Annotated in this window: 10 protein-coding genes; 4 read left to right on the top strand and 6 right to left on the bottom strand. The window is 45.4% G+C overall.

The annotated features are described in order from the left end of the window. Nucleotides 1–2601, top strand: coding sequence for a M16 family metallopeptidase (locus ACLVWU_RS18430; protein WP_413576360.1), 2601 nt, complete (start codon nucleotides 1–3; stop codon nucleotides 2599–2601). Here the strand turns inward: ACLVWU_RS18430 and ACLVWU_RS18425 are convergent. Then, entirely contained in the window at nucleotides 2598–4145 is a 1548-nt protein-coding gene (locus tag ACLVWU_RS18425; protein ID WP_413576359.1) for a lytic transglycosylase domain-containing protein, read from the bottom strand. The two genes, ACLVWU_RS18430 and ACLVWU_RS18425, sit on opposite strands and share 4 nt — an antisense overlap. 252 nt (nucleotides 4146–4397) lie before the next feature. On the opposite strand from ACLVWU_RS18425, the gene ACLVWU_RS18420 reads away from it, so the two are divergent. Genes ACLVWU_RS18420 through tatC form a run of 3 tightly spaced genes read left to right on the top strand, consistent with a single transcriptional unit; the run spans nucleotide 4398 to nucleotide 6172 of the window. Further along, nucleotides 4398–5003 carry a hypothetical protein gene (locus ACLVWU_RS18420; protein WP_413576358.1) on the top strand — a complete coding sequence of 202 codons (606 nt, stop codon included), beginning with the start codon at nucleotides 4398–4400 and terminating at the stop codon, nucleotides 5001–5003. Nucleotides 5004–5036: 33 nt separating this feature from the next. Then, nucleotides 5037–5408 (top strand): twin-arginine translocase TatA/TatE family subunit, encoded by a 372-nt coding sequence (locus tag ACLVWU_RS18415; RefSeq protein ID WP_413576357.1) that lies wholly within the window; start codon nucleotides 5037–5039, stop codon nucleotides 5406–5408. After that, nucleotides 5408–6172, top strand: coding sequence for a twin-arginine translocase subunit TatC (gene tatC, locus ACLVWU_RS18410; protein WP_413576356.1), 765 nt, complete (start codon nucleotides 5408–5410; stop codon nucleotides 6170–6172). The genes ACLVWU_RS18415 and tatC overlap by 1 nt, the downstream gene beginning before the upstream one ends. A gap of 82 nt (nucleotides 6173–6254) precedes the next feature. Here the strand turns inward: tatC and ACLVWU_RS18405 are convergent, their stop codons facing one another. The 5 genes from ACLVWU_RS18405 to ACLVWU_RS18385 all read right to left on the bottom strand — a co-directional run bounded on the left by ACLVWU_RS18405 (nucleotide 6255) and on the right by ACLVWU_RS18385 (nucleotide 12171). Further along, a complete protein-coding gene (locus tag ACLVWU_RS18405) occupies nucleotides 6255–6782 on the bottom strand; it encodes an acetyl-CoA carboxylase biotin carboxyl carrier protein subunit (RefSeq protein ID WP_413576355.1) in 528 nt (175 codons plus the stop codon). A 1-nt stretch (nucleotide 6783) separates the two neighbouring features. After that, the gene (gene accC, locus ACLVWU_RS18400; RefSeq protein ID WP_413576354.1) at nucleotides 6784–8286 is read right to left on the bottom strand and encodes an acetyl-CoA carboxylase biotin carboxylase subunit; all 1503 of its coding nucleotides are present in this window, start codon (nucleotides 8284–8286) and stop codon (nucleotides 6784–6786) included. Between the two features lie 8 nt (nucleotides 8287–8294). Beyond that, nucleotides 8295–9860: an acyl-CoA carboxylase subunit beta gene (locus ACLVWU_RS18395; protein ID WP_413576353.1), complete on the bottom strand. Its 1566-nt coding sequence runs from the start codon at nucleotides 9858–9860 to the stop codon at nucleotides 8295–8297. A gap of 129 nt (nucleotides 9861–9989) precedes the next feature. Next, on the bottom strand, nucleotides 9990–11216 hold the full coding sequence (locus tag ACLVWU_RS18390; protein WP_413576352.1) for a S8 family peptidase: 1227 nt from the start codon (nucleotides 11214–11216) through the stop codon (nucleotides 9990–9992). A 169-nt stretch (nucleotides 11217–11385) separates the two neighbouring features. Beyond that, a complete protein-coding gene (locus tag ACLVWU_RS18385) occupies nucleotides 11386–12171 on the bottom strand; it encodes a hypothetical protein (protein WP_413576351.1) in 786 nt (261 codons plus the stop codon). Between the last annotated feature and the right edge of the window lie 100 nt (nucleotides 12172–12271).

The following is a 12271-nucleotide window of genomic DNA, read 5'->3' as shown; positions in this document are numbered from 1 at the left end:
ATGTCTAAGAAATTTCAACTAAAAAACGGTATGAAAGTCCTTTTGTTAGAGAGTCACAAGTCTCCTGTGGTCTCAGTTCAAATGTGGGTGAAAACAGGCTCGGCCGACGAGAAAAAAGGCGAAGAGGGGATTTCTCACTTTATTGAGCATCTGGTCTTTAAAGGCACCCGTAAATACAAAGTTGGCGAAATTGCGGCCACTGTCGAGGGTTCCGGCGGGGAGCTGAATGCCTATACTTCTTTCGATCAAACTGTTTTTTATGTGACGATTTCCAAGCAATTCACCGATGTGGCAATGGACGTTATCAGTGAAATGATGGGATTCCCAACATTTGATCCGCAGGAAATTGATAACGAGCGCGAAGTGGTGCTTGAGGAAATCAAGCGCGGTCAGGACAGCCCGGGGCGCCGATCCAGTCAGTTGTTATTCTCTAACATCTTCCGTAAACATGAATACGGCATTCCAGTTATTGGCTACGACAAGGTCGTAAAAAACGTCAGTGCGAAAAAAATCCGTGAATACTATCAAAGTCGCTATGTACCTTCGAACATGTTCCTGGTTATTGCCGGTGACTTTGAATCCAAAGAAATGAAAAAGAAGGTCGAGCAGATGTTTGGCGGCTTTGCCCCGTACAAACTTCGTAAAGCCAAACACACCAAAGAGCCAGCCCAAAAAGATATTCGTATCAAGGTAGAGCAGGCCAAGTTTGAAACTACAACCGGCTACTTAAGCTGGCGCATTCCGAATGTTAAACACAAGGATATTGCGGCGCTTGAAGTTCTTGCTGCAATCCTAGGACAGGGCGATTCGTCGCGCTTGATGCAGACGTTGCGTATTCGTGAACCACTGACAAATTCTGTGGGCGCCTTTAGCTACTCGATGCCGGATGACGGCCTGTTTGCAATTTCCTTTAATCTTGAGCCAGAAAACCTGGATAAGGCCCTTGGCGAAATGATTCCCGTCCTGACAAAAATTATTCAGGAACCACCGACCACTATTGAAATGCAAAAAGCCATCACAAACTTTGCAAGCCATGAAGTATATTCGATGGAGACTGTGGATAACATTGCGAGAAAAGCCGGAGGCGACGAGTTCTACTACGACGACCACGATCACTATCGCAAATACATGAAACAGGTTTACTCGCTGAAGCCTGAAGACATTCAGAAGGCTGCTAAAAAGTACTTCAAATCAGATGCGTTCAGTTTGTCACTAATGACGAACATGGATAAAAAAATCGCTGATAAATCGATGAAGCTTTTTGCGAAGAATCTTAAAAAGGCCTTGTCGACTACGAAAGCCAGTCGTGAAAAGGTACCGAAGTTCGTGCCTAAGAAATTCCAGATCAACACGGAAGCAGTTAAGCACACTCCAGAAACTCAAAGAATCACTTTGAAATCCGGCGCAACACTGCTTGTTCGTGAACAAAAAGACACACCATACGTTTCGATGAAGGCGGCCTTCCTGGGTGGAGCGCGCACGGAAGACGGAACCACGAATGGCTTAACAGAGCTGTTTTCTAGAAACTGGTTGTCAGGCTCTAGTAAATTCACAGAAGACGACATCAATCACCGCGTGGACGAATTGGCAGCTGGCATTGGCGCATTTGGTGGCAGAAATTCCGTGGGCATGTCTATGGATTACCTTTCACCGTTTGAAGACAAGATGCTCGAGATCTATACCGATTCACTTCTGAATCCACAGTTTCCAGTGCACATCCTGGAGCGTGAAAAGGTTGTACAAAAGAATCAGGTGAAGTCCCGCAACGACAATCCATCGCAAATTTGTGTGATGAATTTCATGAAAGAGATCTTCAAGAATCATCCTTACTCACGCGATCTTCTGGGTAACGACAAATCCATTTCAGCGATCGATCAGGATTCTTTGCGCAAGTACTATAATAACGTGGCTCACGCAAAGAACCTCACGATCTGTGTGGTGGGTGATATTGATACCAAGAAATGGGTGAAAACTTTTGAAGAAGTGACGTCCGAGCTTCCAGCTGGAAAGAAAATTGAAAATCACTTCCCAGTGACGAAGGTGACCGAATCCAAACACGTCTTCCACGAACTTAAAAAAGAACAAAGCCACATCATCGTGGGTTATCAAGGTCTGACTTTGAAAAGTCCCGAACGCTATACCTTAGAGATCATTCAATCAATTCTAAGTGGTCAGGGTGGACGCTTGTTCTTGGAGCTTCGTGATAAGAATTCCTTGGCGTACTCGGTGTCCCCGATGCACATGGAAGGTATCGAAGGTGGATACTTTGGTGGATATATCGGCTGCTCTCCAGAGAAGGCGCAAAAGTCCATCCAGATGCTGAAAGCCGAGTTCCAGAAACTTGCCGATGTTAAAGTTGGCGAGGAAGAACTAACTCGCGCGCAAAGATATCTGATTGGGCGTCACGACATTGAATTGCAGCGCAAGGGCACAATCTGCAATGCGATTCTATTCGATGATATTTATGGATTGGATTACCGTGAAAGTCTGGATGTGGCGGATAAGTATTTTGCAATCACGCCGGCAGATATTCAGAAACTGGCTCAGAAAATATTCTCCCAACCAGAGATCATTTCCCTGGTCGGGCCAAACGATATTTAAAGTTCTCCAGCCACCGGCTCGCTCAAAGTAACTTCATTTTGAGCGGTCGGTTTAGATACTTTCTTTTTCTTACCTAAAGTGGCGCTCGCGACGATGCTTTTCAAGTGGTCGCGGGAGTCATCATCCAACATGATCATAAAACCCGATGGCACTTGGGCATTTACTTTGACAGCTTTCTTCAAGTCCGGATTGAAAAGTACGAAATCATCCTCAGAAAGCTTACTGCGCTTCATAAGATCTTTGGCGCTGATGTTTCTGGAAAGCTTCACAGTATGCAAATTCAGTTGTTTTGCATAGTTCACGTCTTCGTAAATCTCTTTGTGATATCTTTCCGCGAACAAAGCACCCAGGAATTCAGAATAGAAATTAGATGAAGCAAAGTCGAAAGTTTTGCTGCGGTATTTTTCTACGATTTCACCCAAGTCTTGAGTTTTCATTTTAGCCATCGCTTTACGCATACCTGGAGGGCCGTGATTCCAAGCTGTGATAGCCAAAGGCCATGAACGCTTAAGAATCATGTGGTTTTCCTTAAGCAATTGCGCAGCTGCCACAGAGGCTTTAAACGGAGAAGTTCTTTCGTCGATATGGTCTGTAACAACCATGAATTTGCGACCTGTATTACCCATGAATTGCCAGATGCCCGATGCGCCCACTTTACTTTTTGCATGTTTGTTGAAGCTGGATTCCACGAATGGCAGGCGAGTCAACTCGATTGGCAGATTGTAGTTTTCAAAGATCTCTTCCATGCCCGGAAGATACTTGGGACTTACTTCCAAACCTTCCTGGAAGAAGTTTCTTTGGCCCATTTGCACACGAACGTTGGTCATTGCAAATTTGGCTTTCTTTTGAACTTCACCATCAAGATGAGACAACGCATTCATCACGCGGGTTTCATCTTCAGTCAAATTCTCATAAGTCTTTCTTTTAGCCAGGGATTTCAGGGCAGTTTTGGTTTTTTCAACCTGCTGCTTAACCAAGGCATCCGCCTTCATGTTTCTCATCCAACGGAATTTTGGAGTTGTCGATTCGATAATAGAAGTGACATCGACCACTTCAAACACAATCCATGGGTATTCGGAGTGGTGAATTAAGCGTTTGTGAGAGTTATGCTGGGTATAGATATCAAACCAAAAACCCACGCGATCACGCATGTTTTCCGGAATATGAAAATCGTCGGCGATAATGTTTTGATAGTCATTTAAGATGTTTTCGCGGTTTTCTACGACAGCGGATTCAGGAATGTGTTCTGGTTCGTCGCTTTCAACAGAGTTTTCCACAGTTTCTGTTTGTTCAGCAGCTTCACCTTCAGCGGCCATCGCAGCAATCTGCGCGTTCATATCAAGAACTGGTTCTGGCGCTAGAACAGATTCTTTCACCTGTTCAATTTTTGCCGTGATATCGCTAAGTACTGATTCAGAATCCACAACTGGGGCTGTGTAGTAATAGGCAGCCAAACCCGTAAGAACTGCAAAAGTGGCGACACAGCGGCCGGTGCTTTTGCACTTCTTACCCTTTAATTTGGAAGACATATTAATCTTAATCATATACACCCGCTCTTTCTTCACAGTCTTAAAGAGCAAGCCCGGTGCCAGTACGATAACCCTTGGGTTACAAATGAGGGGGTGGGCATTGTATAAAAGTTATACATTAAGCGCGGAATGGGCCCTGCTTCGTAAAATGTCGCAAAATGAAGCATCTGATGCCCTCTAATACCTTCGTCCTGATTCCCACAAACAATTAACCGAATCCTCATAAATCGTTGTTAGACTTATAGAAAGCAAAGCGGTGAGTGAAGGATGAAAGAAAAACCAAACTCGCAAACGATAGAACTTCTGGTTAGTCCGGAAGGCTATTTTCAAGAGCTCGTTTCAAAGGGACTCTACGATCGTAAAGTCCAGACGTTTCCTCTTGTCGAAACGTACCTGGTCAATCTTCTTCAACAATATTTAGATGCACGAGCTTTATTCGAAGCCGAATCCACGTTGGCCGAAATGTATCTGCATGCCCATCACGCGGAACAGGCGTTGAAGCCAGAAAAATTCAGAAAGTTGGGTGATAGGGCATTGTATATCAGCGGCTTTTTCGGTGATTCGTTACAACGAAAAATTGTCGATGTGGATTACTATGCGAATATCGGCGGAGCAGCCTATACTCATCTGGCTCATTATACCCGTGAGGACGGATTGGCCCGCGTCTACAAAACTTTTTCGGCCCGCTTTATCGAGTTTGTCGATGTCCTAACATACATCAGTCATCATTCCTTTATTAAGTCTGACGAGAGCATTCTTCGTCTCTATGACCGCTATCAGCGCACGGGATCGGCTCTGGCCAAGGAAAAGCTGGTGGAAATGGGTGTTTTGACCCTGCCGCAAGACCAAGTAAAGCTTGGCAAACAAGGGTGATTCCACTAATCTGCGACCATGTTTGGCTTAGGCATGTCAGAAATCTTATTCCTTGGAGCTTTGGCGTTGATCGTAATCGGTCCCAAAGAACTTCCACAATTGGCTCGCACGTTGGGCCGCTTTCTAAACGAACTAAAACGTACAACTGGTGATTTGACGGATGAACTAAAGCAACAAGCTAAGTTTGATCCCATTGATCTTTTTGAGAACACCAGAAAAGAAGCGCCCAAAGCACCTCCTGAACATCCAGTAGTGGACGTAACTCCGCAAGCTACCGAAGCCGGCGATTGGTCTTCTTCAGAGCATGTTCCCCATGGTGGTCAAACAGTGACTCCAGAGCCACAGCAAATGGAGCTTCAAGATTTATCCAAGAAATCTGACGACGATAAAGGAAGCAAGGGCTAATGGCGACCACTGAAGAACTAAATGAAAAAGCCCAATCACTTTATGAGCACCTGGCAGAGCTAAGATTCCGCCTGGTTCGTTGCGTGTGGATTTTGTTGATCGCTACTGGCGTTTGCTACTATTTCAGCGAGCCGGTTTTTGATTTCATTCGTGGTCCGATTGCGCCGTATTTGCCAGATGGTGGTTTGATCTATACGGGCCCTCTGGATAAGTTCTTGGCTCACATCAAAATTTCATTTGTCCTTGGGATTATGATCTCTTGTCCGTTGTGGCTTTACCAAGTTTGGAAGTTCGTAGCGCCGGGACTTTACCAGCGCGAAAAGAAATATTCCGTGGGCTTTATCGTCGCGGGTTCCGGATTGTTTGTAGCCGGCATGGCTTTCTCTTATTTCATCGTTCTGCCAATGGCCTTCCACTTCCTGATGAACTATGGTGGCAGCACCGATAAAGCGATGATCTCGATCGATCAGTACTTAAGCTTTTTCACCCAAATGTGTCTGATGTTTGGTGTGAGCTTTGAATTGCCGCTGGTAATTTCCATTTTGGGCATGATGGGCGTTGTAAGTTCAAAGTTCCTAAAAGAAAAACGTCGCTATGCGATTATGGGCCTGGCAGTTGCCGCCGCGATCATCACACCGCCTGATTTGATGAGCATGGTGATGATGTTGGTGCCGATGGTGATTCTGTATGAAGCAGGAGTTTTGATGGTCAGTATCTTTGAAAAGAAGCGTACTGCTGAGTTCCGCCAGAATGAACGCGAGTAATCGATCCGATCTAAATTTGGTAATAAAAAAAGGGAAGCCGAAAAGCTTCCCTTTTTTATTTGTGCGAAACTCAAAGAACCGATTAAGGTTCTTCGAATTTAATCAAAACAGCGCCGGATTCAACTGAATCGCCCTGTTTAACTTTGATCTCTTTGATTTTTACATCACGAGCAGCGCGCATTTCGTTTTCCATTTTCATCGCTTCCATAATCAAAAGTGGCTTATTCGCTTTCACGATGTCGCCCTCTTTAGCAAAGATCTCGATGATTTTTCCTGGCATACCGGATTTAAGTTCCATGTCGCCACCGAAACCGCCACCTTTCTTCAAAGATTCATGCAAAAGCATTTCATCATTGAAGATCTTGATAGAGCGGAATGAGTTGCGCGTAAACACCGTATATTCAGTGTCTGAACCCACAACGTCGATCAAGTAAGACTTACCCTGGAAAAGGAAGCTGATGTACTCTTCTGCGTGTTTAAAGTCATTTTTGGAAATGTCGTGGTGAACCCACTCTTTGCCATCTTTTTGCAAAGAAACTTTCCAAGAGTGACGGCCTTCCGTCACATCCACCTTGTATTTGATTCCTCTAAGTTCTGCTTCGAAATACATGTTACGTCCTCAACTGAAGTTTACGGCCCACGCTTCTCCAAGTGGAGCGAACGTTAAGCTGACGGATATCCTTCGATTTACGATCGTTGTAGGCTTCAATAGCCGCTGCGATCAAGAACACAGGGTCATCAACTTGTTTGAACATGACCGGTTCAATAACTTCGAAGTTTTTCTCGATAAATTGTGTCGTGTAAGTGCCGTCACGGAATGTCGGGTGGTCCAAAATCGTTTTGTGAAGAACGATGTTGGTTTTGATACCCGTCAATACGAACTCAGACAAAGCACGTTGCATACGATCGATCGCTTCATTACGAGTATCGCCCCAAGTAATAACCTTGGAGATCATTGGATCGTAATAAATCGGAACGTTGTAACCAGGGTAGGCGTAAGAATCCACACGCATGAACGGACCCTGTGGGTGACGACAAGCGCGGATAACACCTGGATTTGGTTTGTAAGTAACTGGATCTTCTGCACAGATACGCGCTTCAATCGCGTGACCTTTCTGCTTGATGTCTTCTTGCTTAAAGCTCAACGGCTTACCAGCCGCCACGCTAATTTGCTCACGAACCAGGTCAACACCAGTCACGATTTCCGTGATTGGATGCTCAACCTGAAGACGTGTATTCATTTCCATGAAATAGAAATCTTTGGTTTTGTTATCAAAGATATACTCGATAGTTCCAGCGCCTACGTAGTTAATCTGTTTCGCTGCGCGAACAGAAGCCTCACCCATGCGCAAACGCACTTCGTGAGGAACAGAAGGTGACGGGGACTCTTCGATAATCTTTTGATTACGACGTTGTACAGAGCACTCACGTTCAAACAAATGAACATGGTTGCCGTGCTTATCGCCGAACACCTGGATTTCGATGTGCTTTGGATCGTTGATGAACTTTTCAATGTAAACTGTCGGATTCGCGAAATAGTTCTGGCCTTCAGAGCGGCAAGCGCGGAAGGCACTTTCAACTTCGTCCATTTTGCGAACGATACGCATCCCTTTACCACCACCACCAGCAGTTGCTTTGATGATGATTGGAAGACCAATTTTTTCAGCGATCTTAGTCGCCTCTTCAACAGTTTCAACGCCACCGTCAGAACCAGGAACAGTTGGTACTCCTGATTTTTTCATCAAAGCCTTGGCAGAGATTTTATCTCCCATGGATTCGATGTTGGCGACTGTTGGTCCGATGAAAGTGATTCCAGCTTCTTCACACGCTTTTGCAAACGTCGTGTTTTCAGATAAGAAACCATAACCAGGATGAACCGCATCTGCGCCAGCCTGCTTAGCCACTTCCAGGATTTTTCTATAGTTCAAATAGCTTTCTTTGGAAGGAGAAGGCCCAATATGGTAGGCCTCATCCGCCAGGAAAACGTGCAAGCTATCACGATCGGCATCAGAGAAAACAGCAACAGACGCGATACCAAGCTCGCGACATGCGCGAGTGATACGAATTGCGATTTCCCCACGATTTGCGATCAGGATTTTTTTAAAGAATGCCATGTTCGCTCCTACAGAGGGATATTTCCGTGCTTTTTAGCCGGAGTGATATCGCGTTTATTTTTAAGCATTTCCAAAGAGTCGATGATGCGTTTGCGAGTCAACGCTGGATCGATAACTTCGTCAGTGTAGCCAAGCTCTGCAGACACGTACGGATTCGAGAACTTCTCTTCGTACTGCGCTGTCAAACGGGCTTTTTCTGCCGCTGGATCTTTTGCTTTGTTGATTTCTTCGCGGCTGATGATGCTTACCGCACCCTCAGCACCCATTACTGCGATTTCTGCAGTTGGGTAAGCCAGATTCACATCAGAACGCAACAACTTGGAACCCATAACGATATAAGCACCACCGTAAGCTTTACGAGTGATTACTGTGATCTTAGGAACGGTCGCTTCAGCATAAGCGTAAAGCAATTTTGCACCGTGAGTGATGATACCATTCCACTCTTGATCTTTACCTGGCAAGAAGCCCGGTACGTCTACGAATGAAACTACTGGAATATTGAAAGCATCACAGAAGCGGATGAAACGAGCAGCTTTACGAGAAGCTTCGATATTCAAGCAACCAGCCAGGTTGTTTGGTTGATTTGCCACGATACCAACAGGGCGACCGTTGAAGCGTGCGAAACCCACGATCACGTTTTGTGCGAAGTGCTTGTGAATCTCAAGGAAGTAACCTTCGTCCACGCACTCAGTGATAACCGCAAGCATGTCGTAAGGCTTCTTTGGATTTTCCGGGATCAAGTTCATGATCGCTTCAGTCAAACGGTCAGGACGATCTGTGTTTGGCAATGCCGGAGCATCATCCAGATTGTTTGATGGAAGGAAGTTCATCAATTCACGGATTAGCAACAAGCAGTGCTTGTCATCTTCAGCTGCAAAGTGAGCAACACCAGATTTAGCAGAGTGAGTTGTCGCTCCACCAAGATCTTCTTTCGTCACATCTTCATGAGTCACAGTCTTGATAACATCAGGACCAGTAACGAACATGTAAGAAGTGTTCTTAACCATGAATACAAAGTCAGTGATAGACGGGGAGTAAACCGCGCCACCCGCGCATGGCCCCATGATAGCTGTGATTTGTGGAACCAAACCAGAAGCCATCGTGTTGCGAGTAAAGATATCAGCGTAACCACCAAGTGATTCGATACCTTCCTGAATACGCGCGCCACCAGAGTCATTCAAAGAAATGAAAGGAGCACCATTCTTGATAGAAAGGTCCATCACTTTGCAGATCTTGTTTGCTTGAGTGCGAGACATGGATCCACCGATAACAGTGAAATCCTGAGAAGAGACATAAACCAATTTGCCGTTGATACGACCGTAACCCGTAATAACACCGTCGCCAGGAACAACATTCTTGTCCATGCCGAAGTTTGTGCAACGATGAGTAACGAAACGATCCATCTCAACGAAACTGCCTGGATCCAAAAGAACATCTAAACGCTCGCGCGCAGAAAGTCTGCCGCCTTGTTTGTGTTTCGCAACACGAGCAGCTCCGCCACCCGCCATCGCGGCTTCATTTCTTTTTTCTAGGTCAGCAAGCTTCGCTTGAAAACCTGTAGATACTTCGCTCATAAATTCCTTCTTTAACGTTTGAAAAAACGGAAGGCATATTTCTATCAATGAGCATTTGAGTAATCATCTTAAAACGACAGACGCAGAGCATGTTTTTCTGCTCTGCGTTTAATGGGTATCTTGTTGAATTTATGGGACTAACTGTCCAAGTACTTGAAGTGCCTTTTGAATATTGATTCGTCCTCGAGTTTTTACTTTAAACTCGTGTCCTGAAGTAACGTCAACTGACTGTTCTATAGCTGCTTTGATCTGCTGTGCCGTCGCAGTTGGCTTTGAACTCCACAGCAGTGCAGCAGTTCCTGAAACAAATGGCGCCGCCATACTTGTTCCATCCATATACATCGAAGTAGCACCTGGAACTGTACTTAAAATATGCTCTCCAGGGGCAGCAACGTGAACCAAATTAAAGCCACTGTTTGACCAGGAAGTCATAAAGTCAGTCATGTCCGAGGCGGCGACAGTGATCTGATTTGAAAGATTAAAAGAGGCTGGAAATTCTGGATACACATCGATATCCCGAGCATCGTTTCCGGCAGCGACTATAATTAAAACTCCCTGACGTTCTAAACTTTGAAATGTACTGCGAAGGGCACCAGAGACACCGCAAGTTGCGCCACCCCAGCTGGCATTGATAATTTTGGCACCACGTTTGGCTGCGTACTGCAGTGCTATGATTGCGTCACCCAAAGATCCGCCACCATCATTCGCAATGAACTGGGCCGGAATAATTTTCGCTCTAGGAGCAACGCCACTGACCGGTCCGTAATTGGAGTCGGCAGCGATAATGCCCGCCACGTGTGAACCGTGCGGACTTGGAATATTCGTGGAAGAAGGTACCGACACAAAGCTTGCACCGTAGTAGTCATCAACTACACCGTTGCGATCGTCGTCGATTCCGTTATTGGGAATTTCGCCGGTATTAATAGCAATTCGGTTTGCGAGCTGCGGATGACTGACATCCACATAGGCATCCACAACTGCAACCTTAACATCTTGACCATAAATTCCCTGAGAATAAGCCGCGTTGGCCTTGATCATGCTCAGTCCCCAGGTGTCACTTGATGATGCAGATGCGGAGGCTGACACTGTCGAATCAACCTGAATGCGCTTATCAGACTCAACCTGGCGAATATTTTCCAATTGTGGTTCGATGAATTCTTTTTTGAATGATTCGACATCGCTTCCGGATTCAACCGTAATACGACCATCTTCCCACTGAACTATGAATTTATTAGAGATTGCTTGCCCTATGCAGGAAGCAGAATCTACTGCGTAAACCGAATCCGACGATTTTTTGCTACAAGCTGTAAATACTAAGACGCAAGCAACCGCCGAGAGTATTTTTTGAACATCCATGTTCACTCCCTGTGCGGGCCCGAAGGTCCCATATATAGGACTTCATCGTAACCCACACAGGTTAATAGATCGGAAAAATACGTCTTATTTTGAGGCTAGTTTAACCTAAGGCCCATAAACAAAAAGACCAAGGTCCCTCGACCTTGGTCTTTTGTTTTGAACAATTTATTTAATCCCAATCAGGAATCTGATTTCGAGCGGGTTCGTTTTCGGTACCTTTTGTATCTTCGTCCTTGATTGTTAACTTAAAGGAGTAAATCGGTTGTGCCCAGATATCCAAGCAATGGACGTAATAGTCTTGCATGGTGTTTGCGACATATCCAGAGATCGAAGTTGTGTGATCTGCAAGAGTATTAACGGTGCCTCTGTTGCTGCCATATCGACGAGAGTTCCCAGAGGGTATATTGATGGTTGTGCTTGCTCCATTAATCAAGAGAAAGTATTGGCCGCCAGTTTTTGGATAGTCGGGATATAGCGCCGGACCAGCTCCTCCCCAGCATGCCAGATTTGAATTAGCTTCTGTGGCACACTTCACGGGACTACTTTCGCCGGGCGGGACATAGGTATCAGAGCTGGATCTTTTATAGGCGTATGCTGTAAAGGAAACCATTGAACATGTTTCTGCCAACTTAGATCCCATGGTGATCATTAATTCGCTGTAGTAAAGCTGTCCTTCCGGGATGGTAATGTCACAGGTTTCGGGCCCGGTCTCGATCGGAGCGGTTGAAAGCGCAATACATTCACCGTGTGAAGTTGGCGCACCTCCACCTTCCCATCTTGTTTGAACTCCAACGTAGAGGGCGGTGTTTTTTGGTGTGTTGTCGAAATTAACGTCAGGTGTTGGGGTAGGCGTGGTGGATGCACCTTCTGTTACTTTTGCGGGCGGTGACCCACAAGAAATGATTGTTGAAGATAGTGCGCCGAAAATAATTGAAATAAGAATAAACTTTTTCATGTATACACATTCGGTAGCCGCGCGAATAAACATGATATGCTTTTGTTAAATTGACCAAAAATTGTTTATTCACGAATGAAAAATGGATACAAACGTAGTA

Source organism: Bdellovibrio sp. HCB290 (assembly GCF_047305925.1).
Lineage (GTDB): Bacteria > Bdellovibrionota > Bdellovibrionia > Bdellovibrionales > Bdellovibrionaceae > Bdellovibrio.
Note: the sequence above shows the minus strand (reverse complement) of the source record. Positions and strands in the feature narration are given on the sequence as shown.

Excerpts from the sequence above, each read along its gene's own strand:
- ACLVWU_RS18430 (WP_413576360.1), top strand. The coding sequence starts at position 1 with ATGTCTAAGAAATTTCAACTAAAAAACGGTATGAAAGTCCTTTTGTTA.
- ACLVWU_RS18425 (WP_413576359.1), bottom strand. The coding sequence starts at position 4,145 with ATGATTAAGATTAATATGTCTTCCAAATTAAAGGGTAAGAAGTGCAAA.
- ACLVWU_RS18420 (WP_413576358.1), top strand. The coding sequence starts at position 4,398 with ATGAAAGAAAAACCAAACTCGCAAACGATAGAACTTCTGGTTAGTCCG.
- ACLVWU_RS18415 (WP_413576357.1), top strand. The coding sequence starts at position 5,037 with ATGTCAGAAATCTTATTCCTTGGAGCTTTGGCGTTGATCGTAATCGGT.
- tatC (WP_413576356.1), top strand. The coding sequence starts at position 5,408 with ATGGCGACCACTGAAGAACTAAATGAAAAAGCCCAATCACTTTATGAG.
- ACLVWU_RS18405 (WP_413576355.1), bottom strand. The coding sequence starts at position 6,782 with ATGTATTTCGAAGCAGAACTTAGAGGAATCAAATACAAGGTGGATGTG.
- accC (WP_413576354.1), bottom strand. The coding sequence starts at position 8,286 with ATGGCATTCTTTAAAAAAATCCTGATCGCAAATCGTGGGGAAATCGCA.
- ACLVWU_RS18395 (WP_413576353.1), bottom strand. The coding sequence starts at position 9,860 with ATGAGCGAAGTATCTACAGGTTTTCAAGCGAAGCTTGCTGACCTAGAA.
- ACLVWU_RS18390 (WP_413576352.1), bottom strand. The coding sequence starts at position 11,216 with ATGGATGTTCAAAAAATACTCTCGGCGGTTGCTTGCGTCTTAGTATTT.
- ACLVWU_RS18385 (WP_413576351.1), bottom strand. The coding sequence starts at position 12,171 with ATGAAAAAGTTTATTCTTATTTCAATTATTTTCGGCGCACTATCTTCA.